This window comes from Luoshenia tenuis (genome assembly GCF_014384745.1).
GTDB lineage: Bacteria > Bacillota > Clostridia > Christensenellales.
Genome location: NZ_JACRSO010000002.1, coordinates 48599 through 72729, shown reverse-complemented (window position 1 = coordinate 72729; position 24131 = coordinate 48599). Strand labels below are relative to the sequence as shown.

Here is a 24131-nt window from a genome sequence, read left to right as displayed (position 1 = left end):
TCTTACGTATCCGCTAAGCCTGCGGCCCTTTATCATCCTTTTTGGGGGTGCCGATCTTGCGTTCGGTATGCCCGATCAACCGCTTGATATTGGCCCGGTGGGAAAAGATCGCCATCGCCCCCAGCAAAAGCGCCGTACCCATGGCCCAATAGTTGTGCAGGTTGAGCAGCGTCCCCACGATCATCAGCGAGCCGGCGGCGATCACCGCGCCCAGGGACACATAACGCGTGGCAAAGATCACGATCAGCCCGATGGCCAACACGATCCCACCGCACAGCGGCATCGTCATCAGCACGACGCCGACCGAAGTGGCGATCCCCTTGCCACCCTTAAAGCGGCTAAAGGCCGGCCAGTTGTGCCCGATCACAGCGCATACGCCCGCAACATAGCCGCCGATCTCTCCTGCCAAGAGCCATCCGATTGCGACGGCGACAACGCCTTTGAGCGCATCTCCAGCCAACGTATAAAAACCATACCGCCAGCCCAGAACCCGTTGGACGTTGGTAGAGCCCGCATTGCCGCTCCCGTGATCGCGTATATCGATCTTTCCAAATATCTTTCCCACGATCAGCGCCGAGATGATGCACCCCAAGCAATAGCCGATCGCGCCGGATAGGACGATGCGCCAGATCATTTCATTCTGCCTCCCTTTTCACCCCGCGCACGCAGAGAGAATTTGATGGGCGTGCCGCTAAAACCGAAAGTCTTGCGCAGATAATTCTCTAAATACCGGAGATAAGAAAAATGCATCAGTTCCGGATCGTTCACAAACAAGACAAAGTGCGGCGGTTTGACCCCGACCTGAGTCATATAATAAATTCTCAGCCGGCGCCCCTTATCGCTCGGGGGCTGGATGGCGGCCGTGGCATCTCCCAGCGCGTCATTGAGCAGGCCAGTTGGGATACGCTTTGTCGCCTCGGCGTAATTGGCCTTGACCATGTCCAATATTTTCTGGGTGCGCTGCCCGGTTTTAGCGCTGATAAAGTGCACGGGCGAGTAATCCATAAAGCTCAGGTCGCTGAGCACCTGTTTGCGCATCTTCTCCATGGTATTGGTCTGCTTTTCGATCAAATCCCATTTATTGACGATGATGATACTGCTCTTTCCCTCTTCGTGCACATAGCCCGCGATCTTGGTATCCTGCTCGGTCACGCCCTGTTGGGCGTCCACCAAGACCAGGGCCACATCGCAGCGCCGTATGGCGGTCAGCGTGCGGATAACGCTGTATCGCTCAATGGATTCGTCCTCGATCCGTCCCCTTTTGCGCAGCCCAGCGGTATCGATGATGGTATACCGGTCCTCTCCTTCCTGGAAAGGCGTGTCAATAGCGTCCCGCGTGGTGCCGGGAATATCGCTGACGATTACCCGCTCCTCTCGCAGGATGGTGTTGACCAGAGAGCTTTTGCCCACATTGGGCTTGCCTACCACGGCGATATGCAGGATATCCTCTTCCTCATCGCCGCGGGATTCCTCCGGAAAATGGGAAACGATCTCATCCAGCACGTCGCCCAGACCCAGCGCCTGCCCGGCGGAAACCGCCCAGGGATCGCCCAGCCCAAGAGCATAAAAGTCATAGTAATTATCAAGTTTGGGGTAGTTATCCACCTTATTGACGATCAGGATCACGCGCTTTTTAAAACGGCGCAGAAAATCAGCCACCTCTTCATCGGCAGCTGTCAGCCCCTGTTTGGCATCCACCATAAATAAGATGACGTCTGCCGTATCGATGGCGATCTGCGCCTGCGCGCGCATTTGAGAAAGCAGCACGTCCTCGCTGGCCAGGTCTATCCCACCGGTATCCACCAAGGTAAAGTGGTAATTTAGCCACTCCGCATCCGCATAGATCCGGTCGCGCGTAACGCCAGGCGTATCCTCCACGATGGAGACGCGCTTACCCACTATGCGGTTAAAAAAAGTGGATTTGCCCACATTGGGGCGGCCAACAATGGCGACTAAGGGTTTAATCATGGTTGCTCCTTACCTATTACAAAACAGTTTTTCTTTGAAGGGCGCTAAAAAATGCAGCCCCATCCACATCTACAACTTCAACCGGCACCTGCAACGCAGCCTGTAGATCGGCCAGCGGCGTATCGTCTAAAAACACGCTTTCCCCACTGCGCAGCATACAGCGCGGCAGAAGGACTTTCTCGCCAAGCTGCGCGCCTTTTAACGTATGCAGGATATCCTGCCCGGTCACCAGCCCGGCCACCGTTACGCTCGGCCCGAAAAAGCGGTTTACCACCGGGAATACGCGCACCGCAGCCGCCTTACTATTTATTATATCACATAATTCAGCGATATATGGCGCCGCCGAACATCCTGTTACGACGCTGCAGGCACAAATTTGCCGTATTCCCTCCGGGTGAGCCGCCAACGCTTCCCTAAATTCATCCTGGAACTGGCGGACCAGCCCCACACCGTTTTCAATCTGCGGATACCCCTCGTACGCCTCCCCCGGCGGCAGAGGATGGTCAGCCTTGGTATAAAACTCATCCGCCGCGAAAACAAAACGCGTCCCCAGCTTGGATAAAAGCTTTTCCTGCCAGGCGGCAACCTGCAAGATCAGCGCCTCTGCCTCCATAGCGCCTACCGGCTGCAGGGGCGTTAATCCTTCCCGGTGGCCGGTAAGCCCCACCGGCACCACCGCCAGGGAGGCGCAGTGCGGGTACAGGGCCGATAGTTCATCAATGGTGCGGTCTAAGACCGCTGCGTCATTGATCCCTGGACAAAATACCACCTGTGTGTGGAAATAGATCCCGGCCTGCGCCATTCGGCAGAGCCTGTCCATCAGCTTGCCCCCCTGCCTATGGCCCAGCATGTGGCAGCGCACCGCAGGGTCCGTAGCGTGGACGGAGATAAACATGGGGCTGGGCCTGCGCGCCAGAATACGCTCAAACTCCCGCTCGGTCACGTTGGTCAAGGTAATGTAGTTGCCCATTAGGAAGGAAAGGCGCCAGTCGTCATCCTTAAAGTGCAGGCTATCGCGCGCCGCTTCGGGCAGCTGATCGACAAAGCAAAACAGGCAATGGTTGGCACATTTATGCATATGATCCATCAATTCATTTTCAAAGACCAGGCCCATATGCTCTTCCGGGTCCTTTTCGATCTCCACCTCAACCTGCTGCCCATCCTTGGTCAGGATCTGCAAAACCAGGGCGTCTTCCGCGATAAAATATTCATAATCGATCCGGTCAACGATGGGCTGGCCGTTGATCGATACGAGGGCGTCGCCCCTCTCCAGCCCAATTTCCTCGGCAATGCTGCCGGGGAGTACGCGGATGATCGTATGGTTCATGGCTACTCCTTTTCACAGCTCTAGTTATAGGACGCTATTCATTTTATACCACATCTGGCCGCCGCGTTCAATGTAAGATCCGTATGCTGCCATTTTATCTCCTAAAGCATTACGAATTCATACGCGCCAAAAATCTGCAAATTGGTGCAAACAGCTTTCTACTCGCCCTTCAATCCTGCCCTTTGCAGATAATCGCGCACCACCTGCTCCTTGTCTTTCGGATAATCAAAGCGGCGCGCTGCGGCTACCCATTTTCCCATCAAGCTGAATAAATCCAGCATATAAAATAATGAATCGATGCGATCCTGCTGGGTATTGGATCGGTACGTCTTTTGATAAAGGTCATATTCGCTCTGCGTCAGATAGTTTTTTCTAAATTTGCCAAGCGTGCCCACCGATACTTTAAAATCGTTCCGAATCCCTATGCATTGGTCGATAAGGCGGTTGAGCATATCCCTCAGCGAAATATCCCGGATAAACATAGCATAGGATAGCGCATCTCGTTTCAGGCCTTTCACCATATTTTGTATCTCCCAGAAAAATTCCGAGCAGGTATTCTGAAACGTTTTTTCGTCCATGGGGCTTACCCACGTTCCGCTGGCATCGCTTTGGTTCAGTGAGGGTATCTTTCCGTCCTTATCCAGAAGGCACCGCATCAATTCGCCCTTATTATGCTTTTCCAAGAAGGTTTTGAGGGTACAAACCGTTAAATCCACCCGGCTGTCGTCTTCAAACAACATGAGGTATACGCATTCATCTGGAAATAGCTCCGGATATACCCTGCTCGGTTCAAAACTAAGCTTCACGCCGGATATACTGGAGACGTCAAAGCGTTCAACCGTCTGGACGATGAAATAAAGATCATAATCCTGGTATGGGTCGGGCTGTATTTCGCAATTTACACGCGATCCGTAAAGAACGGCGCTACGCACATTCTCATCTTGCTGCGCTTGCTTTAGGATTTCATTTAACCGGTCTGACATTGCTCTCTCCTTTAAACCTGGTGCGTGCGCCATAGGCGCAAGAAACGGCGGAGTAACAAAAATCCCGCCCTGCAAAGGACGGGATAACTGTTGCGAACGCACTCGCAACATGGCGGAGAGAAAGGGATTCGAACCCTTGATGGGGTATTAGCCCATACACGATTTCCAGTCGTGCGCCTTAGACCAGCTCAGCCATCTCTCCACATTTATCGGCTAGAACTCGCGACCAGCATATTATAGCATGAACCGCCGGGGGAGGCAAGTATATTTTATGGATTTTTTAGCCAATCATACAACTATTTTACCAAAAATCCATTTACCTAAACTCGGTAATTTTCCCCACACATAATGCGTCGCGGTGCGGCCCACACTAGGGATGAGGTGATGAATATGACAAAGTACAGCGATCTATATAACCTGATCGAGCAGGACCCCAAAGCCAGCGCGTTTTATGAGACCCTTCCCTTTTACGTTAAGCAAGCTATGGGCTATCGCGCAGACCACATCAATTCATACGAAAGCCTGTGCGATTATGCCGATAACCTGACCCGGGGCGACATCTAGCCTATGTCCTCTCCGCGCGGAAAAAATCTGGCCATTTTTGGCCTGGGTGCAATGGGCTACAGCCTGCTGGAGCTGGCCTGGCGTAAGCGTACCCATTGGACCATGGCGCTGACCGGCGGCGCTTGCCTGGTTGCGTTGTGCAAAGTGAACCAGAAGATGGGGAAACGCAAGGTGCTGGCTAAAAGTCTGGCCGGAGCAGGTTGTATCACGGCGGTAGAATTTGCCGTGGGTTGCGTGGTCAACAAAAAACTGAATATGGGCGTCTGGGATTATTCCGATAAACGCTTCAACCTGTTAGGGCAAATCTGCCCTCTTTATACCCTTTACTGGTTTTTATTGTGTATCCCCCTTTGCCCCATCAGCCAGAAGTTGAACCAAATGAAGTAAAAAAAGCGGCGGATAACCGCCGCTTTTGCATGTATCCTTTACGCAATTTTTTGGACCTTGACCTGCCCCATCACTTGCTCAAAATCCTGCCGGCGGATCAACTCCGTCCCCTCTGTCATCACCCCGGCAGTGCCGCCCGCTACGCCATAGCGGAATACCTCTTCCAGAGAAAGGCCGCCTTCAATAGCCTTGCAAAAAGCCGCCACCATCGAGTCCCCAGCGCCAACGGTGCTCTTGACCGCTACCTTTAACGCCTCAGAATAATAACACGCGCTTCCATCCGTAATCAGCGCGCCGTCGCCGCCCATGGAAACGGCTACAAGCTGCGCGCCCCGGTCCACCAAAGTGGTGGCGGCTTTATAAACCTCCTGCGGCGTTTGCAGGCTGCGTCCTACAATGGTCTCTAATTCAAACGTATTGGGTTTGATCAGATACGGATTTTGCTTAAGGCCTTCTAATAGCCGGTCTCCCTCGGTATCCAGAATACAGCGGGTGCCCGGGCGTGCGGCCGCCATCAATTCCCGGTAGATTTGCGTGCCACATCCGGCAGGCACGCTGCCTGAGAATACCATCAGGTCCGCCTTTTGGCTCCATTCCCGTACAGAAGCTTTCATGGCCTCGATATTTTTATCCGTAACCGGCGTGCCGCTTTCATTGATCTCGGTAATAATGGACTTTTCCAGATCCAATACCTTAGTATTGGTCCGTACGGCGCCCTGGCACCATACAAAGTCAAACGGGACCTGCTCGGCCTTTAAACGCGCTTCAATAGGCGCGTAATTCTCCTGATACATAAATCCAAGCGCAGCGGATTCACAGCCAATGCGTCGGGCAGCGATCGCCACGTTGATTCCTTTGCCGCTGCCGTCTTCCCGCTTTTCTATAATGCGGTTCATACCGCCATACACAAAGCTTGAAATGCTGACCGTTTTATCGATACAAGGATTGAGACATACTGTTGCGATCATCTTTTCCATCCTCCGCCTTTCGTGATATGGCTCTATTTTACTGCACCTAGGACAGAGTTGGCAAACGGAAATTCTTTTTGCCCCTAAAACTATGAAAAAGCGCGCTTGCGGGCGCAAGGAAAAGAGCTGCTGCGCTAAACTCATTTCATCGCCCAAAACGGATTTTTTTCGAATTTATATTCTTTGACTTTCTTTGACTATTAAGTTATACTAAAGCTGTTCAAAGGGGAACGAGAATAAAAGGGTCCCCCAAGAGCCAAGCTAATAAAAATGATGCGCCGATGAGCGCAAAGGAGGTTTCTTTATGTATAATATGGTTCCGTTCCGTGGTCATCGCCGTGACAATAACCTGCCGCAGCTGTTTGACGATAGCTTCTTCGCCCCCTTCTTCCGGGATAGCTTCTTTAGTGGCAATGCTTTTCGCGTAGATGTAAAAGATAAAGGCGACCATTACCTGATGGAGGCTGAACTGCCGGGCGTACCGCAGGATAAGATCGAACTGAAGGTGGAGGGCGACGTTTTGACGATTGCCGCCAACATGGACAGCGAGCGCAAAGAAGAAAAAGAAAACTACGTCTTTAACGAGCGGCGCGTCGGCCACATGCAGCGCAGCTTCAGTCTGGACGGCATTGACGACGCCAAGATCTCGGCCGCCTATAAGGATGGCGTGTTGAGCGTGAATCTGCCTAAAATCAATGGCGAGCAGGTCGAAAAGGCACGCAACATTCCCATTGAATAAGCCAGTTATAAAAGACAGCTAGATTGGGGGTACAGGGTCATTCCTGTACCCCCTATTTATTTCGGGTGCGGTTATGCAGTCGGCGGCCTCTCGATTAAACCTGGCTCACTTTAATTATCTCCAACGCCAGCTCCTGCGGGCTAGGCCTCCTTTTGCAATGGGCGCATTCCTTTTTCCTTCTCCTCCCCCGCAAGCAGCTCCCATGCACACAGGCTGGCATATAGCGCGTAGCCATTTGCCGCTGCCTCAAGGTCTGCCTGCAACAAGCTCTCGATCTTTTCCATACGCTGGCGCATGGTATTGCGGTGGATCGATAATTTTGCGGCGCAGGCGGAAAGATTAAATTGGCACTCAAAATACGTTTTAAGCGTCTGGATCAGCGCAGAGCCGCAGGTTTTATCGTAGTCTGCCAGGGACTGTATCTGATCTTGACAAATATTTTCTAATTCCTGCCAGGACAGCTGGCGTAGCAATTGATAGATCATTCCGTCCCGGTACAACGCTAACTCCGGCTTCCGACCCAGCTCCCGCTCCAGCTGGATGGCTTTTATACTCTCGCAGTAGGCAGTCCCTATTGCACTGGTTCGCTGGTAACATCGGCTTACGCCCGCACATAGCTTCAGCCCGCAGGCGCGCTGCTGTAAAAGATAGCGCTTGCCAATCTGCTGTGCCGCGGCAACGGCCATGGTTGAAGAGATTCGGTTAGAGAACAGTAAAAATACCGTCATACTATTGGAACCAGAACAGATATAGGATAGGCAATCTTTCGCATCGCTCTTTATTAGCTGTACGATCGCATCCCGTGCGTCAGCTGTATTCCAAACGTCAGCGTCCAAGTCCTGGGGCATGAATGTCAAACAAACGCGCTTGCGCTTATAGTCAAAGCCATATTGTGCGCAGCGGCTTATCACTTCATATTCGCTCTTTTCAGATGCAGTTTTTAAAAACTCAAGAAAGGATTCATGGACCTCCTTGCTGCGTTCAATACCTCCGCTGCGCGACCACTCCAACGATAGGATATCCGCTGCTCTTTGAACATAAAGCCGCTGTTCCTGTTCTAAATCATTAATTTCCGAAAAGATACATAGGTAAATATTCGCGTCAGGTACGGCCTGCACATAAAAACGGGCAGTACGCTCTCCCAACATAAATTGCCGGTAATTCCCGTTCGTATCATTGAGCTGGCACAGCTGTGTGTTCGCTTCCGTCAGCAATCGCAGCTTTTCCTGGCATTCAAGCCATTTTTCTCCGCCAAAAATACGCCTCACCAACACCTTAAAACCAGTATCGGTTAAAAAGATAGCGGCACCTAGCGTTTGGGCGATTTCTTTTAGCAGCCTTTCCATACCGGCGCGCGAATAGTATAGATCGCTTAGCCGGGAAATAGCCCGTTGCATTTGCTCCATTCGATTCAGCGCAAAGCGGAGGCTCTGTTCCCTTTCTACACGCATGATTTGGCCAAAAGAATAGTAATGGGGTATCTCAACCAAAGGCAGTTGCTGTTGGTTGGCCGCCTTTATGAGCGCAGGCGGCAGTTGTTTCAGCTCACAATCTACCTTTATGCCCAACCCCGTGCAGCCGTGGGATTTAAGGGCTGCGATAAAGTTATCAGGCTGCATCTTTCCCTCTCGAACAAAACTTTCGCTCGTCAAGACAAATCCGTCCTTTGGGATCCAGTTGATCGCCTCCTCATGCTCCAGCACGAATATACCGGCTATATCGGAGTCGCCAACTACTTCAGGCGTAACGCGTTTAAGTCCGTTTAGCTCCGGGAGCGCGCACAATTTGTCTAGCGTCAACCATTCTGCCATTTGTTCCACTTCCTCTGCCTCTATTTCAATAAAATAGATAAAAAAAGACGCCTAGACCAAATTGGTCTAAGCGTCTTTGCTTCTCCAATACATCGATACCGCACTTCAAGCGGACTTATCTTAAATTTATTTAAGCATCCCTTCCGAGCTTTGTCAAGTAAAAAAGCGTTTACATAAAAAAGCCCTGCCAGTTGGCAGGGCTTTTAAGCAATTCCTTACTCCTCGTCAGCCATCCTCTTTTTGGCTTCTTCGATCACTTTAGCCGAAATATTGGCCGGCACATCCTCATACCGTGCAAACTGCATCGTAAACGAGCCGCGCGCGTGGGACATGGAGCGCAGATCGGTCGCGTACGTAAACACTTCCGACAGTGGAACCTCCGCGGTTACCTGCTGCATGCCATCCCCAACGGGATTCATCCCCAAAATACGCCCGCGCCGCCGGTTCATATCGCCGATCACATCGCCCATATATTTATCCGGCACCAGAATATCCATCTGATAGATGGGTTCCATTAAGACCGGAGAGGCCTGCTCGCAGCCCTTTTTAAAGGCCAGGCTGGCCGCGACCTTAAAGGCCATTTCGGAAGAATCCACCGGGTGATAGGAACCATCATACAGCGTACAGCGGATGCCCACCACCGGATAGCCCGCTAGTACGCCGTGGCGAATGCTCTCGCGCAGGCCCTTTTCCACCGCCGGGATATATTGGCGCGGTACCACGCCGCCGACTACCTTATCAACAAATTCAAAATCAGCCGAGCCATCGGAGATAGGTTCAAACTCTACCCAGCAATGGCCGAACTGTCCATGCCCGCCGGACTGCTTTTTGTGCCGCCCTTCCGCCTTCACAGGCTTGCGGATGCTTTCCCGATAGGGCACGATGGGCGTATTAAGCGCCGCCTCAACGCCGAATTTATTTTTCAGCTTGGCGCAGATCACTTCCAAATGCAGTTCGCCCTGGCCGGAGATCAGGGTATCCGTCGTTTCAGACTGCTTTTTCAGCGTAAAGGTAGGATCCTCTTCCTCCAACCGGTGCAACCCCGCAAAGACCTTATCCTCATCACCTTGCTTTTTAGCGGCCACCGCCAGCGAGATGCAGGGCGCGGGGAACTGGATCTCGGGCATGGTGATCAGGTTGGACGAAGCACACAGGGTATGCCCCGTCATCGTGTTTTGCAGTTTGGCGATGGCGCCGATATCGCCCGCGCAAAGCTTGGGCACCGCGATCTGCTTTTTACCTCTCGGGATGGAAAGACTGCTGATCTTCACGGATTTATCTACGTTTGCATTGCTGATCGTAGCGTCGGACGAAAGCGTACCGCTCCACACCCTAAAGAGGGAGAGCTTACCGACGAACGGGTCCGCAATGGTCTTAAAGACCTGGGCGACAAACGGGCCGTTGGGGTCGGCAGTCAGCTCGACCTCCGCGCCGCCTTTCACCTGCGTGCCGATTACCGGCGCGTGCTGGGCGGGGTTGGGCATAAATTTGCAGATAAAGTCCATCAGCGCCCCGATACCCTGATCCATCAGCGCCGATACGCACAGCACCGGCACTACGCTGCCGTTTGCTATCCCCATCTTCAGACCCTTTTCCAAATCAGCCTGCTCCAGATCGCCATCGGCAAAATATTTTTCCATTAAATCATCATCGCTGCCTGCAGCCGCTTCCACCATCTGCTCGCGCAGTGAAGCTGCCTCATCCTGCAGTGCTGCGGGAATTTCAATTTCTTTGATCTGCCCTTTGGGCAAAAATTCTGCGGCTTTCATCGCCAGCAAATCGATATAGCCCTTGAATACGCCACCCTCCATAATCGGCAGCTGCAAAGGAATGACAGAAGAACCATATTTATTTTGTACACTTGCTAAAACTTTGTTGAAATCCGCATTTTCGCGGTCCATTTGATTGACGACGAAGACTTTGCCAATGCCGTTTTGCTCACAATAAGCCCATGCTTTTTCCGCGCCCACGCGCAGACCTGTGGTAGCGCCCAGTACGATAAGTGCGCTGTCTGAAACCTGAAGCGCGCCGACCATTTCGCCCACAAAGTCGAAATAACCCGGAACATCAATCGCATTGATCTTACAGTTGTTCCATTCGACGGGCGCCATGGCAGCGCCGATTGAGATGCCCCGTTTCGCCTCCTCGGGGTCGAAATCCGTGGTGGTGGTGCCGTCTTCTACCCGGCCCATCCTTTCGATCACATTGGCCGCAAACAGCATAGCCTCGGTCAGGGTGGTTTTACCCTCGCTGCCGTGCCCTACGATGCCAATGTTCCGAATGTCCGCTGTCTCATAGACTTTCATGCACAATTCTCCCCTTCGTATTCAATTTTCCCGTTTGGTTAACAGTTTGCAAACGACCCGTTTGCTTTTATCCTGTTCTTTTATCTATATCTAGTTTTATATTAACAGAAAAAACTTTAAATTAAAAGGGTTTTATAAAGCCTGTTTTTAAACTAAAACCAACTTTAAATAAAAAAAACGCCGTGAGCCTCGCTCACAGCGCCTTTAAAACTTAGTTCCCGTCAGCGGATCTGTCCGCTTCCGTAAACGATATATTTCGTGGTCGTTAAAGCTTTAAGCCCCATGGGTCCTCTGGCGTGCAGCTTTTGGGTGCTGATGCCGATCTCCGCCCCCAGACCAAACTCAAAGCCATCTGTAAAGCGGGTGGAGGCATTGACATATACCGCAGCCGCGTCCACCTGCTGCAAAAAGGCCTGCGCATTGGAATAATTCTCGGTGACGATGCATTCGCTGTGGCCGGTGGAATAGCGCTGGACATGGGCTATTGCCTCATCCAAACCGTCAACGACGCGAACGGCCAGAATCAAATCCAAAAACTCCGTGGCATAATCTTCTTCACTGGCAGGCAAAGCATCCGGTATCCATTCGCGCGTTCTTTGACAGCCGCGAATTTCAACGCCCTTTTCTTTCAGCTTCTGGGCACAGCGGGGTAAAAACTCGGCCGCAATGGAACGATGGACCAGCAGCGTCTCCAGGGCGTTACACACCGCCGGACGCGTCGTCTTGCCATTAATGACGATATCGATGGCCTGATCGATCTTCGCCGTTTCATCTACAAATACGTGGCAGTTACCAACGCCCGTTTCGATCACGGGTACGGTAGCGTTTTTAACCACATGCTGGATCAGCCCCGCGCCCCCTCTGGGGATAAGCACATCTACAAGGCCGTTGAGCTGCATCAGGTATGTCGTCGCCTCCCGGCCGCCCTGGTCGATATACAACAGCGCATCCTCAGGGCAATCTGTACCCTTAAGCGCATCGCGCAGCACCTTGGACAGCGCAAGGTTGCTGTGCAAAGCTTCTTTGCCCCCGCGCAGAATTGCTGCATTGCCGGCCTTGATGCAAAGCCCCGCCACATCGCTGGTCACGTTGGGGCGCGCTTCGTAGATGATCGCCACAACGCCCATGGGCACCCGCTGGCAACCGATTAAAAGACCGTTAGGCCGCTTGACCATACCTTCCACTTCGCCGACCGGGTCCTCCAGCGCTTTTACGCTGCGCAGCCCTTCCGCCATCTGGGCCAGCCGCTTTTCATCTAGCGCCAGCCGGTCCAGCAGCGCGGCAGACAGACCGTTTTCCCTTCCGGCCGCCATATCCTTGGCGTTTTCCACCAGAATCTGCGCCGTATTCGCCTCCAGTCCCTGCGCCATGGCTTCAAGCGCCGCATCTTTTTGGGCGCTGGTCAACTGCGCCAGCTGGCGGGATGCTTTTTTTGCACGCTGTGCCAGCGCTACGATATATTCTTCAATGGATTGCTGCATCATCTTAACCCCATTTCATGCGCTTTTTGCAAATTATACGCTGAAAATACCGGGGCTGTCAAATCAGCTGGCGATATCCTCCAGCCACTGCTCCACTTCATCAAGGGATCCAAACAGAATTCCCTGCTCCAGCTCTTCCCGTACTTCCTTTGGCATCAGTTCCAGCGAGAGCTCCAGTTTCTTTTTCAGCACCAACTGGCCCTCTTCATTGGGGCAGAGGATCTCCACCGCATCATCCTTCCATTGCAGCTTGGCATGATCCGGGCAATATCCCTCAGACTCCTGCGACAAGATCACCTTTTTCGCGCTGAAGCTCTCCACTTTTGCCGGGCTGGCGGCTTTAGCCAGCTCATTTTCCGTCATACCCGCATAGCTCTGCTGGGGGAGCGTCTTCTCCACGGTATGGCCGCATTGGATAAATTTTTTCTCCAATACGATTTTGGTATCCTGGTTCACGCTCTCCCGCAGCGCACCGGCTTCCTCCTCCGGTGCAGCGCTTTGCTGCACAGTGGGAGCAGCTGTCGGCGCAGGCGTAGTTTGTGCGGCAATCTCCTGCGGCAGGGTGCTGGGCCCAGTCCTATTGCCGATATATGCGGCGCCGCCGCCCACCAGCAGCGCCACAACGGGCAGCACACATAATATAGGGATCAATCTTTTGTTTTCCATAAACGGTATTCCCTCCCTTTTTACCCCTAGTATTTCCAAAACCATACATTCCATGTACGCCGCTTGCATTTCCAAAATAAGGATTTTATAATGGGCATATAGTATTTGAAGGAGGGATTTTGTAATGAATCAGTTAGATTATACCGATAAAATGGATCTTGTCACCCGGCAGTTGGGAAACGGCGGCGTATTTTTAAACACCGGCAGCTTGGACGCGCCCAATACCATGACCATTGGCTGGGGCTCTGTAGGGGTTTACTGGGGCAAGCCGGTCTTTGTCGTCATGGTGCGCTATTCCCGCCACAGCTTTAAGGCCATTAACGAGATGAAGAACTTTACCGTCAGCATTCCGCTGCATGATATGAAAAAGGAGCTGGGCTATTGCGGGACCCGATCCGGACGCGAGGGCGATAAATTTGCGGCCTGCGGTTTGACGGCAGAGGCCGCCCAAAGCGTTGCGGCGCCGATCGTAGGCGAATGCGAACTGCACTATGAGTGCAAAGTTATCGCCAAGCAGAGCATGGAGCCTACGCTGGTCTGTCCCGATATTCTGCAGCGCTACTATGGCGACGGGGATTTCCACACCTACTTCTACGGCGAGATCGTAAATTGCTACGAAAAGTAAATTAACCTTTGCACATCAAAAAGGCGCGGAATGATTCCGCGCCTTTTGCTATCCTGAATTTCTTAAAAATTGATCCCCAGGGCTTTGCACATCTGCTCTTCCCGCTCGATCCTTCCCACCAGGGAGAGATAGCGCCGGTCCGACTCCATCATCTGCGAAAACAGCCTGCGCACATCCTGCAGGGTAACCTGTTCGATCAAAGACAGGATCTGGTCTTCCGTCCGCACGAAATTACGCATCAACTTGCCCTTGCCGATAGCGCTCATCCGCGCTGAGGTAGACTCCTGCCCCAGGATATAATTGCCTTTCAGCTGCTCTTTGGTCTTGGTCACTTCTTCCAGAGTCAAATCATCTTTAAGCCGGTTCAATTCTTCCTCAATCAGCTGCGCCGCTTTTACCCCCTGAGAAGCGTTTAACGCCGCATAAATGGCCAGCTTGCCGCCAGCCTGGTAAACGGTGGGATAAGCATAGATCGTGTACACCAGCCCGTGCTCTTCCCGCAGGGACTGGAACAGCCGCGAGCTCATGCCCCCGCCCAGGATATTGCTTAAAACAGACAAAGTATAGATATCTTCGCTTTCCGAATCCACGCCCGGTAGCGCCAGGCAAAAATGCAGCTGCTCGATATCCTTGACCCGCCCATTATAGCGGACTTCGCTACTATCTCCCGTTGCGGGCGGCACTTTATCCTTGACCGCGGTGGGCGCTGCCTTGTACCCGCCAAAATGCTGCTCGCAAAGGGCTACAAATCGCTCAGGATCGATTTTGCCCGCGCAGGCGATAACGATCTCCTCCGGGCCGTAGCGTTCGTTAAAATAGCCTACCAGCCCCGCACGATCGAGACCAGCAATATTCTGCTCCGGCCCCAGGATGGGACGGGCCAACGGATGCCCCGCAAAATAGAGGCTGGACGACAGTTCATGTACCAAGTCCTCCGGTGTATCCTCCACCATATGGATCTCCTCGATGACTACGCCCTTTTCCTTTGCGATCTCGGCCGGGTCAAACGCCGAATGCAGGAACATATCGCTGAGCACATCCATGGCGATGTCGATATGCTCATCGCGTACCGTAGCGTAGTAACAGGTGCATTCCTTCGATGTAAAAGCGTTGAGCTGCCCGCCGATCTCGTCGATCTCGCTGGAGATCTGCATGGCGCTGCGCCGTCCGGTCCCTTTAAAAAGCATGTGCTCGATAAAATGAGAGTAGCCATTTTGCTCCTCCCGCTCGTTCACCGAGCCGGTACGCACCCAGATGCCCACCGCTACGGAGCGGAAGTAAGGAATGGGTTCGGCGATCAGCCGCACGCCATTGGGTAATGTATGCTCAAAAAACTGTTTGCTCATCCGTGCTTTATCTCCTGTATTCTACTAACGTGTTTTCCCCTAGTATAACCGTTTTCTCCGCCTTCATCAATCCTCAGCGGCAATCAACTCTCCCACCGGGCAAAGCCTGTAGCCCTGGCCGGTCAGGTAATCCAGCATTTGCCCGTAGATGCGCGCCGTGGCCGCGGTTGGATGGGTCAGGATAATGCCGCCGGGCGCCATCTTTTTTTGCACGCGCCCCAGCAGCACATCGTCTTGCTGGTCGCGCCAGTCGATGGTATCGCAAGACCACATGATCGTCTTATAATTCAGCTGTTTAGCCGCCTGCAACGTCGCCTGCCCAAAATCGCCAGATGGGGGCATAAAAAGGGAAATTGTCGTTCCCGTGATCGGTTCAATGGCGTTAGCCGCCTTTTCCATTTCTTTTACGTTTTCATCCAGCGATAGCTTGCTGTGCATCTTATGGCTGTAGCCGTGGCTGCCGATCTCATGGCCATCAGATACGATTTGCTTAAGAACCTCCGGGTTGTCGTTAGCCCACATGCCGCCAATAAAAAAAGTGGCCTTAATATCCCGCTCCTTAAGCGCCTTGAGGATATCCGGCACATACTCGGTGCCCCAGTAGATATTGCAGACTACCGCGCCCACCTTCTCCTGGGTTTCCGCCCCATAAATGGGTTTCAGCTCATTTTCCTTCCAGACCGGTAAAATTTTATCTCCAAAAGTCAAGGTAAAAATCATCAGCACCGCCAAAACCAGCACCGTACTGGCGCCATGCTTGGCCAGCCATTTGCGGGGTTTTCGCAAATCCACCCCAATCCCTCCTTCACGTATGCTTCTCATTGTTGCATTTTATGGCGTTTATCGTCGGGATATGATGTGGATAGCCGAAGCCTGCCCTGTTTTTCACAAATAAAAAGCGGCAGCCAAGCTTTTGCTTAACTGCCGCTTCAATTTAGCTTATCGCTAAAACTATTTGTTCGCCATAGAACGCTCATACTGCTCGATCATCGACTTTACCATACCACCGCCGATGGAACCAGCATCACGAGAAGTCAGGTCACCATTGTAACCCTGCTTCAGGTTCACGTTCAGCTGCTTCGCGATTTCATACTTCATGTTATCCATAGCCTGCTTAGCCTCGGGGACAACAATACGGTTGGAGCTATTCGCCATTTTGATTCACCTCCTTTCAATGGAATTTAGGATCAGATTTAATGGTCTTAGGTTATTTGGACATATTCCGCTCGTACTGCTCGATCATGTGCTTAACCATGTAACCACCGACAGTCCCGTTCTCCTTAGAGGTCAAATCGCCATTGTAACCCTGCTTCAGGTTCACGTTCTGCTCGCGAGCGATCTCGTACTTCATCGTATCCATCGCCTGCTGCGCTTCCGGTACAACCAGACGGTTGCTGCTATTACGTGCCACTTGTGCTCACCTCCCTTGCATCAGCTTAAACCTATGTTCTCCCAGCCGGGAGTTTTTTAAGCTGGTAAATGTCGGTTACCACTTTTTTGCGAAATCGTTGATTCCACAGCACTATAATTTGCATTATGCTTTTTGAGCATACAGGCAATTTTTACAAAAATACCGCCAGGTTTTCCCTGACGGTATTTTGCGCTCGCTTGATTTTATTTAATTCATGGCTATGCTCTTTAACCGTTTTACATGGCGGGCCATCGCGGCCTTAAAAACCAGTTCGGCTTCCACTTGCCAGTTTGCATCAGAGCTTAGCATTTCGACGATTTCGCGCACCTCATAAACTTCCTGCAAGTTCTGCGTCAGCCTAAGCAGCTGACTGTCCAACGTACCATGCTGCTGCGTGCCCAAGTATTCACCTGGGCCCCTTAACTCCATATCCTTTTGGGCCAGCTCAAATCCGTTTTGCGTCTGGGTAAGCAGCTCCAGCCGTTCCCGCGCCGTTTGAGATAGATCCCCGCCCATTAAAAAGCAGTAGGACTGCCGGCTGCCCCGCCCCACCCGGCCGCGCAGCTGATGCAGCTGAGCTAATCCAAACCGCTCGGCATTTTCGATCACCATAATAGATGCGTTGGGTACATTTACCCCTACCTCGATCACGCTGGTCGCCACCAGCACTTTGATCTCTCCCGCCGTAAAGGCGCTGATCGCCGCTTCCTTTTCCGCTGGGCGCATTTTGCCATGCACGCATCCCAACGCGATCTCCTTGAGCGGGCCCTTGGCCAGCTGGCGGTAGAGCTCCTGCGCGGAGTGTACTTCAAGGGTTTCACTCTGTTCGACCAGCGGGCAGACGATGTAGGCCTGGCCGCCGGCGGCGACCTCTTTTAAGATAAACCGGTACATATCCGCGCGTTTGCGCTCGGGTACCATGCTGGTCTGCACCGGGCGGCGCCCCGGCGGCAGCTCATCGATGACTGAAACGTCTAAATCTCCGTACAAGATCAACGAAAGCGTCCGCGGGATCGGCGTGGCCGACATCACCAGCACGTCTACGCCCTTGCCTTTATCGGCCAAACGCGCCCGCTGGCCAACGCCGAAACGGTGCTGCTCATCGGTCACCACAAGCCCCAGCGCCTGAAAGCGCACATCGTCCTGCAAAAGTGCATGCGTACCCACCAAGACGTCGATCTGCCCCCTTTCCAAAAAGGCCAGCAGATCCCGCCGTTTGCCTGCGGGCATGCCCCCGCTTAATCGTGCGATACGCACGCCCAGCGGCTTTAAAAACTCTTTAAGGCTCTCTTCATGCTGCGCGGCCAAAATCTCCGTGGGCGCCATAAAAGCGCCCTGGCGGCCGGAAAGATATACCGCATACAGGGCCAGCGCTGCGATTGCCGTTTTACCCGAGCCAACATCGCCCTGCAGCAAACGGTTCATGGGCTTGTTTTGCGCCATATCGGCCAGAATTTCATCCAGCGCCCGGCGCTGCGCCCCAGTCAAGTCGTAGGGCAGGGCTTCTATGGCGGCATTGAATTTAGTTGCATCGTAAATGCAGGCCTGTCCATCCGTCAGGGCCAGGCGTTCTCCTTTTAAATGCGCCACCGCCGCCAGGAAATAAAGCAACTCCTCAAAAGAGAGCCTGCGCCCCGCCAGACGCAGTGCCTCCCGGTCTTTTGGGAAATGGATATTTTCTATGGCAAACCCAGCCTCGCAAAGGCCGCAATATTGCCTCAACCGCTGCGGCAGCGCGTCTGCGATCTTCCCCCGGCTGTACTCTAACGCTGCGATCGCCAGGTTGCGCATCACCTTTTGCGAGATGCCCTGTGTCAGCGGATAGACCGGCATCAGCGGCAGCGCCTCGTCTTTAGCGGGATTCAGCTTTTCTATCGTGGGGTTTAGCAGCTGCACCCGCCCCTGCCGGCGCGAAGCCCGGCCAATAAAGTAAAGGGAATCCTCACCCGTCAAGGCCCGCTTCATAAACGGCTGGTTAAACCAAACGCATTCGATCAAACCGCTGTCGTCCTCGATCTTCACCTGGATCAGCGTCATCCCGCCACGCAGGCGCACTTCCCGCGGCTGCGAGGCCAACTGCGCACGGATCACCACTTCTTCGCCCAGCTCCACCTGGGCAATCAACGTGGTTTGATTATAATCCCGGTACCCTCTGGGCAGAAAATGCAGCAGGTCGTCTACCGTGAAAAGATTCAGTTTTTCCAATAGTTTTGCCCGTTGGGGGCCAATGCCCGGCAAAACGCTGATGGGTGCTTCCATTACAGCTCCTCCCCCGCCGTTCTATCAAAAAAAGGGGCGCTTTCCGCCCCTTTTCTTCCACACCTTATATAAGCGCTTACTCTACCGAGAAAATGTAATGGTAGAGCGGCTGCCCGCCAAAGTGCATCTCGATGTCGCAATCCGGGAACTGTTCTTCCAAAGCATCCCGCAAGGCTCCAGCCGCCTGCTCGCTGACATCCTCCCCATAAAATCCGGTAACGATCTCACAGTCGCCAATACATTTGACTAACAGGTCTTTAACGACCGTATCCACATCGTTACCCACAATTTGGATCTGGCTGTCAAAAAGGCCGAGAATATCGTCTTTTTTAATGGTAAACTCGCCATTTTCCGTATCTCGCACCGCATAGGTGATCTGCGCGCAATGGGCAGAGGCCAGCGCATCGGTCATGCGCTCAACATTTTCCTCCACGCTGCTATCCAGGTTAAAAGCGAGGATCGCCGAGATGCCCTGCGGAATCGACTTGCTGGGAATCACCTCGACCCTGCGATCCGGTAAAATATCCTTTACCTGCTGGGCCGCAAGGATGATATTGGAATTATTGGGCAGCACAAACACCGTTTTGGCGTTGGTTTCCTCCACCGCTCGGGCGATATCCTCAATACTGGGGTTCATGCTCTGTCCGCCTTCGATCAGGCGGTCCACTCCCAGATCGTTAAAGATGCTACCGATCCCTTCGCCCACGGAAACCGATACCAGGGCAACCTCTTTTTCCTGCGCCGCAGGCGCCGCATCCTCGTCCACAGGTCTGCCCTGCTTACGCATGATCTCTCGGTGCTGCTCACGCATATTTTCAATTTTGACCGGGCCAAGCTCGCCCAGCTCCAACGCGTATTGCAATGCCTGGCCGGGATTGTTGGTATGTACGTGTACCTTGATCATCTCAGGGTCGCCCACCACGACGATGGAATCCCCGATGGCGCCCAGCTTGTCGCGCAGGTCATCCTGCTGCGCCTCGCCCACGCCCTCTTTCAGACGGACGACAAAGAACTCCGTGCAATAGCCAAATTTAATATCCGCAAGGCTTTTGAATTCCGCCACCTCACTAGCGGTGGATTCCACCTCGATCTCGCGCTGTTTTTCTACAGCGGCGCCCTCGGGCAGCGGCTGGCCCAGGATCGAATAACGGAAACCCGTATAGATCAGCAAGAGCCCTTTTCCGCCCGCGTCTACTACGCCGGCCTGCTTGAGCACCGGAAGCATATCCGGCGTCTTGTCCAGGGTGATCTGGCCCTGCTCCAACATCGCGTCCAATACGCCCAAAACATCCAGCCCGCTGCGCGCGGCGCGCTTGGCCGTATCCGCCATGGCGCGCGCCACGGTTAAAATCGTACCCTCTTTGGGCTTCATCACGGCTTTATAAGCCATCTCAACGCCGGATTGCACGGCGCTTGCAAAATGCGCCGCATCCATCATGGCCTTATCGGTCATGGCTTTAGAAAAGCCGCGGAACAACTGGGATAAAATTACGCCCGAGTTGCCCCGTGCCCCGCGCAAAGAGCCGCGCGCTACGGCCGCAGAAACCACATCCGTCCCCGCCTGGTCATCCAGCGCGCTCAGCTCGCGCACGACGGCGCTCAGCGTAAGCGACATATTGGTGCCCGTATCGCCATCCGGCACCGGGAACACGTTTAAAGCATTCAAATGCGCAACATTTGCCTCCAGCAATGCTGCGCCAGCCAAGATCATCTGTTTTAGGCCCTGCCCGTCTAACGCCTGAATAGACAATTCTGTTTTCCTCCCTCAACCAAGCCCTTACACGCGGATATCCTGGATCATAACGTTAACGCTATCCACTTCCAGGCCGGTTAGCTTCTGCACATTGAATTTGACCGCTTCCACCAGCGAAGAGCCCGCCTGGGCGATGGAGATGCCATACTGTACGATGATGTACAGGTTGATCACCAAACGGTCGTTCGAAGTATCTACCCGGACGCCGCGCATGATATTATCGCGCCCCAAAAGCTCCATGATCCCATCGGTAGCCCGCTTGGCAACCATGCCCACGACGCCGTATGATTCCACAGCCGCGGTACCCGCAATCGTCGCGATGACGTCATCGGTTATGCTGATATACCCTAAATCATTTATAATTTTTGCTGCCATACACGTTACCTCCTATCGGCCGCTTTGCGCAAAATACTTTTTATCCCATATATCATACGATATTTTACGCGAATTCGCAACCATGTTATCTGGAGGTTGCCCGCAATCGCCTGTTTTCAATCGATTTAGAGGGATTTCGACAAGTTTAATTTTAATTTAGATTACGATTTTAGCTTGCAAATTATCACAAACAATGGTAAAATACTTTTGTTTTATGGATAGATTTAAAGGCCTACCTTGAAGGAGGTGGAATCAGATATGGCTAAATATTGTGAGATTTGCAAAAAGGGTGTGATGAGCGGCAACGCTGTCAGCCACTCCCACCGTGCGAGCCGCCGCATTTGGGCGCCCAACATTCAGAAGGTTCGCGTGATGGTGGACGGCACCACGAAAAAGATGCATGTATGCACCCGTTGCCTGCGCTCCGGCAAGGTTCAGCGCGCCATCTAATGGCTCGTATCGAGGCAAAACGTATAGAAAAGCGAAGATCAAACCGATCTTCGCTTTTTTCTTTTCACCTTATGTGATTGTTGCAGGGCTTTAGCCGTTGTTCTTGCCTGTAAACCTGCGCAAAATCCCGCGCAGGCATTTGGGTGCACGGATACAGATAAATTTCATTGATAACCCCTCCTCCATTTTCACTAGCGGCATTTCAAAAATAATACGCCGGCTATGATAAATGCTGCGCCGGTGATAAGCGCCCAAAACCAGGATGGGATGCAGCAAATAATCAGGATACATCCCACGGCGATCAGTAATATACCCAGCACTTTCGTACAACCGGAGGACCTTCCCCTTGTTGCGCGGCACCTGCCCAAAGCGCCCACCCCCTTTTGCTTGAACATACTGTAGTATACGTATGCCGCATCAATTTGGTGCGCGCTTTTAAAAGCGATATTTTATTGTTTCTTTTGTTTTACGTAAATCGTTGGATACCAGCTTTTACGCTAATCTTCACCCGGAATCACGGCCAGGACGTATCCGTTTTCAACGGTTACTGCGGCTTGAGGCTCGGTCAGCACATTGCTCACGCCCAAGGGCCGGTCTATGGGCAGGTCCGCATCCATAACCGGATACTCCAAGCCGCTCGTATCGGCAATATGCGCCCGGCCCAGCGGAAACAGCGAGACCGTATCGCCTACTTCTCCCTCAATGGTAAAGCATCCGCTGCCCACGAAAGCACGCGCCCTCCCCTGCACGATCTGTGCCCGCACGCCATCCCGATGCAATTTATAAAGGATCTGGATGTTGCCCAGCATGTGATCCAGCCGCGTACCCAGCGCCGCCGCAAATACGATAGAACCGGCGCCCAGGGCCAACGCCAGCTCGGCCGCGATCATGGCGTCGGTATCGTCTTTATGGGTCGGATAGCGTTTAACTTCGGTATGCGCAAGCGCCGAATCCTGCAGCCGCTCCGGCGGGAGCGAATCCATATCGCCCACCAGGTAGTCGATCGGCACCTGAGCCTCTAACAGGTATTCCGCGCCTTTATCCGCAGCGATCACCCACCGCGCCGCCTGCGCCAGGCCACGCAATTGTTCCAGCGGCGGCCGGGCGCCGCCCAGTACGATCAGGCAATCAAACGCGCGCATGGCTTTTAAGCTCCTCGATGGCCTGCGCGCGGTCCTGCGCACCGAATACGGCCGAACCTGCCACCAGCACATTGGCCCCGGCGGCAGCCACCTGCCGGGCGGTTCGCGCATCAATCCCTCCGTCTACCTCAAGGTCTATCGCATATCCGGATTCGTCGATCATCCGGCGGACGTAGGCGATCTTCTCCAGCATCTGCGGGATAAACGCCTGCCCGCCAAAGCCGGGGTTGACCGTCATCACCAGTACCAGATCGACCTTATCCAAAATGTAGCGCAAAACCTCCGGCGAGGTAGCCGGATTGAGCACGACGCCTGCCTTTGCCCCAGCTTCGCGTACCAGGCCCAGCGCCCGGTGTAAATGCCGCGTGGCCTCCGCGTGGACGGAGATCACGTCCGCCCCGGCAGCGGCAAATTCACCGATATAGCGCTCAGGCTCTTCAATCATGAGATGCACATCCAGCGGCAAAGCCGTATTCCTTCGGATGGCCTGTACCATCCCTTGCCCCAGCGAGATATTCGGCACAAAGCGCCCATCCATCACATCCACATGCACCAGGTCCGCCCCCGCCGCCTGCAGGGAAGCTACCTCCTGCCCCATAGCCGCAAAATCCGCCGCTAAAATCGATGGTGCGATCTTAATCATATTGTCTCCTCCATTGTTCGCGCGCCTCCGAAAGCAACGTGCGGTAGCGCTCATGTCTTCCCTTGGCCAGTTCCCCTTCGGCAACTGCCTGGCGCACAGCACAATCCGGCTCCCGGTCGTGCAGGCAGCCGTTAAAGCGGCACTGCCCCTGGTAAGAACGGTATTCGGGATAGTATTCCTGTAAAAGCTCCGGATCGCCAATATTGGTCTCAAAAAGGCTGAAGCCCGGCGTATCCATAATAAAGGTGTCCGGCCCGGCGCGCAATAACTGCGTCCGGCGTGTGGTATGCCGCCCGCGCGCCAGTTTTTTGCTGAGACCTCCGGTCTCCATTTCCTCTCCCGGCAGCAGCAGGTTGATCAGCGAGCTTTTGCCCACGCCGGATTGCCCCGCAAAACAGGTGACCTTCCCCTTCAGGCGGGCGGTAATGTTATCAATCCCCTCCGCGTTTTTAGCCGAAACGGATAGCACCGGATAACCCGTAGCCGCATATTCCCGGCGGATGCCCTCTTCTACACGGCCATCTTCATCCATATCGCATTTGTTGATGCAGAGCACCGCTTCCATCTCCCACTGCTCCGCCTGAATCAGCAGCCTGTCCAACAGCAGCAGGTCCGCCGCGGGTACACCGGCCGTGATCACGACGATCATCTGGTCGATATTCGCGGCGGGCGGGCGTACCAGCTGATTTTTACGGGGGCGGATGTGCTCAATACGTCCGTTTTGCTGATCCTTGGCCGGTAAAAAGGATACATGATCTCCCGTCAGGGGTTTGCCCACCTCCTGGCGGAGTTTTCCCCTTGCATTGCAGGTATGCACCCGGCCCGCGGCATCCAGCACCTCATAGTATCCGCCGATGCCCTGCAGGATGATTCCGGTTTTTAGCTGATCCTCTTGTACCGACAAGTTCAAACCTCCAATTTAAAATG

General features: G+C 53.5%; 25 protein-coding genes and 1 tRNA gene. 5 read left to right on the top strand and 21 right to left on the bottom strand.

From position 1 onward, the window contains the following. Positions 1–13: 13 nt before the first annotated feature. From plsY to H8699_RS05180, 5 genes are all read right to left on the bottom strand, one after another. The gene (gene plsY, locus H8699_RS05200) at positions 14–634 is read right to left on the bottom strand and encodes a glycerol-3-phosphate 1-O-acyltransferase PlsY (RefSeq protein WP_249284781.1); all 621 of its coding nucleotides are present in this window, start codon (positions 632–634) and stop codon (positions 14–16) included. Then, entirely contained in the window at positions 631–1968 is a 1338-nt protein-coding gene (der, locus tag H8699_RS05195; RefSeq protein WP_138295894.1) for a ribosome biogenesis GTPase Der, read from the bottom strand. The genes plsY and der overlap by 4 nt, the downstream gene beginning before the upstream one ends. Before the next feature lie 16 nt (positions 1969–1984). Next, positions 1985–3295 carry a DUF512 domain-containing protein gene (locus tag H8699_RS05190; RefSeq protein WP_249284780.1) on the bottom strand — a complete coding sequence of 437 codons (1311 nt, stop codon included), beginning with the start codon at positions 3293–3295 and terminating at the stop codon, positions 1985–1987. 158 nt (positions 3296–3453) lie between these two features. Further along, positions 3454–4278: an aminoglycoside 6-adenylyltransferase gene (locus H8699_RS05185; RefSeq protein ID WP_249284779.1), complete on the bottom strand. Its 825-nt coding sequence runs from the start codon at positions 4276–4278 to the stop codon at positions 3454–3456. Positions 4279–4388: 110 nt separating this feature from the next. Further along, positions 4389–4480, bottom strand: a tRNA-Ser gene (locus tag H8699_RS05180). 182 nt (positions 4481–4662) lie between these two features. Between H8699_RS05180 and H8699_RS05175 the strand changes: the two genes are divergently transcribed. Both H8699_RS05175 and H8699_RS05170 read left to right on the top strand, forming a co-directional pair. Then, positions 4663–4842 carry a hypothetical protein gene (locus H8699_RS05175; protein WP_138295891.1) on the top strand — a complete coding sequence of 60 codons (180 nt, stop codon included), beginning with the start codon at positions 4663–4665 and terminating at the stop codon, positions 4840–4842. Positions 4843–4845: 3 nt separating this feature from the next. Next, positions 4846–5229: a putative ABC transporter permease gene (locus tag H8699_RS05170; protein WP_249284778.1), complete on the top strand. Its 384-nt coding sequence runs from the start codon at positions 4846–4848 to the stop codon at positions 5227–5229. Between the two features lie 38 nt (positions 5230–5267). Here the strand turns inward: H8699_RS05170 and pfkB are convergent, their stop codons facing one another. Beyond that, positions 5268–6197 (bottom strand): 1-phosphofructokinase, encoded by a 930-nt coding sequence (gene pfkB, locus H8699_RS05165; protein WP_249284777.1) that lies wholly within the window; start codon positions 6195–6197, stop codon positions 5268–5270. A gap of 304 nt (positions 6198–6501) precedes the next feature. Here pfkB and H8699_RS05160 point away from each other — a divergent pair, with 304 nt between their 5' ends. After that, complete coding sequence (locus tag H8699_RS05160) at positions 6502–6936, top strand: Hsp20/alpha crystallin family protein (RefSeq protein WP_147517932.1); 435 nt, start codon at positions 6502–6504, stop codon at positions 6934–6936. 140 nt (positions 6937–7076) lie between these two features. On the opposite strand, the gene H8699_RS05155 is transcribed toward H8699_RS05160, so the two are convergent. The 4 genes from H8699_RS05155 to H8699_RS05140 form a co-directional block, all read right to left on the bottom strand. After that, positions 7077–8747 carry a PucR family transcriptional regulator gene (locus H8699_RS05155; RefSeq protein WP_249284776.1) on the bottom strand — a complete coding sequence of 557 codons (1671 nt, stop codon included), beginning with the start codon at positions 8745–8747 and terminating at the stop codon, positions 7077–7079. 215 nt (positions 8748–8962) lie between these two features. Beyond that, positions 8963–11053: an elongation factor G gene (fusA, locus tag H8699_RS05150; RefSeq protein WP_249284775.1), complete on the bottom strand. Its 2091-nt coding sequence runs from the start codon at positions 11051–11053 to the stop codon at positions 8963–8965. Between the two features lie 221 nt (positions 11054–11274). Further along, positions 11275–12534 carry a glutamate-5-semialdehyde dehydrogenase gene (locus H8699_RS05145; RefSeq protein WP_249285108.1) on the bottom strand — a complete coding sequence of 420 codons (1260 nt, stop codon included), beginning with the start codon at positions 12532–12534 and terminating at the stop codon, positions 11275–11277. Between the two features lie 63 nt (positions 12535–12597). Further along, the gene (locus tag H8699_RS05140) at positions 12598–13200 is read right to left on the bottom strand and encodes a hypothetical protein (protein WP_249284774.1); all 603 of its coding nucleotides are present in this window, start codon (positions 13198–13200) and stop codon (positions 12598–12600) included. 124 nt (positions 13201–13324) lie between these two features. Here H8699_RS05140 and H8699_RS05135 point away from each other — a divergent pair, with 124 nt between their 5' ends. Continuing rightward, positions 13325–13825 carry a flavin reductase family protein gene (locus tag H8699_RS05135; RefSeq protein ID WP_249284773.1) on the top strand — a complete coding sequence of 167 codons (501 nt, stop codon included), beginning with the start codon at positions 13325–13327 and terminating at the stop codon, positions 13823–13825. A 62-nt stretch (positions 13826–13887) separates the two neighbouring features. Here the strand turns inward: H8699_RS05135 and H8699_RS05130 are convergent, their stop codons facing one another. The 7 genes from H8699_RS05130 to H8699_RS05100 form a co-directional block, all read right to left on the bottom strand. Next, entirely contained in the window at positions 13888–15171 is a 1284-nt protein-coding gene (locus tag H8699_RS05130) for a M16 family metallopeptidase (RefSeq protein WP_249284772.1), read from the bottom strand. 66 nt (positions 15172–15237) lie between these two features. Beyond that, positions 15238–15963, bottom strand: a complete 726-nt coding sequence (locus H8699_RS05125; RefSeq protein WP_249284771.1) for a polysaccharide deacetylase family protein — start codon at positions 15961–15963, stop codon at positions 15238–15240. A 159-nt stretch (positions 15964–16122) separates the two neighbouring features. Then, complete coding sequence (locus H8699_RS05120) at positions 16123–16326, bottom strand: alpha/beta-type small acid-soluble spore protein (RefSeq protein ID WP_138295881.1); 204 nt, start codon at positions 16324–16326, stop codon at positions 16123–16125. Positions 16327–16378: 52 nt separating this feature from the next. Further along, positions 16379–16582: an alpha/beta-type small acid-soluble spore protein gene (locus H8699_RS05115; protein WP_138295880.1), complete on the bottom strand. Its 204-nt coding sequence runs from the start codon at positions 16580–16582 to the stop codon at positions 16379–16381. 207 nt (positions 16583–16789) lie between these two features. Next, positions 16790–18841 (bottom strand): ATP-dependent DNA helicase RecG, encoded by a 2052-nt coding sequence (recG, locus tag H8699_RS05110; RefSeq protein WP_249284770.1) that lies wholly within the window; start codon positions 18839–18841, stop codon positions 16790–16792. 76 nt (positions 18842–18917) lie between these two features. Then, complete coding sequence (locus H8699_RS05105; RefSeq protein ID WP_249284769.1) at positions 18918–20591, bottom strand: DAK2 domain-containing protein; 1674 nt, start codon at positions 20589–20591, stop codon at positions 18918–18920. A gap of 27 nt (positions 20592–20618) precedes the next feature. Further along, a complete protein-coding gene (locus H8699_RS05100; RefSeq protein ID WP_138295877.1) occupies positions 20619–20969 on the bottom strand; it encodes an Asp23/Gls24 family envelope stress response protein in 351 nt (116 codons plus the stop codon). A gap of 258 nt (positions 20970–21227) precedes the next feature. Between H8699_RS05100 and rpmB the strand changes: the two genes are divergently transcribed. Beyond that, positions 21228–21419 (top strand): 50S ribosomal protein L28, encoded by a 192-nt coding sequence (rpmB, locus tag H8699_RS05095; protein WP_138295876.1) that lies wholly within the window; start codon positions 21228–21230, stop codon positions 21417–21419. A 90-nt stretch (positions 21420–21509) separates the two neighbouring features. Here the strand turns inward: rpmB and H8699_RS05090 are convergent, their stop codons facing one another. The 4 genes from H8699_RS05090 to rsgA form a co-directional block, all read right to left on the bottom strand. Next, positions 21510–21749 carry a hypothetical protein gene (locus tag H8699_RS05090; RefSeq protein ID WP_249284768.1) on the bottom strand — a complete coding sequence of 80 codons (240 nt, stop codon included), beginning with the start codon at positions 21747–21749 and terminating at the stop codon, positions 21510–21512. A 167-nt stretch (positions 21750–21916) separates the two neighbouring features. Then, a complete protein-coding gene (locus H8699_RS05085; protein WP_249284767.1) occupies positions 21917–22561 on the bottom strand; it encodes a thiamine diphosphokinase in 645 nt (214 codons plus the stop codon). Beyond that, positions 22548–23204 carry a ribulose-phosphate 3-epimerase gene (rpe, locus tag H8699_RS05080; RefSeq protein ID WP_249284766.1) on the bottom strand — a complete coding sequence of 219 codons (657 nt, stop codon included), beginning with the start codon at positions 23202–23204 and terminating at the stop codon, positions 22548–22550. The genes H8699_RS05085 and rpe overlap by 14 nt, the downstream gene beginning before the upstream one ends. Continuing rightward, positions 23197–24108, bottom strand: a complete 912-nt coding sequence (rsgA, locus tag H8699_RS05075) for a ribosome small subunit-dependent GTPase A (protein ID WP_249284765.1) — start codon at positions 24106–24108, stop codon at positions 23197–23199. Before rsgA ends, rpe begins: the two co-directional genes overlap by 8 nt. Positions 24109–24131: the final 23 nt, after the last annotated feature.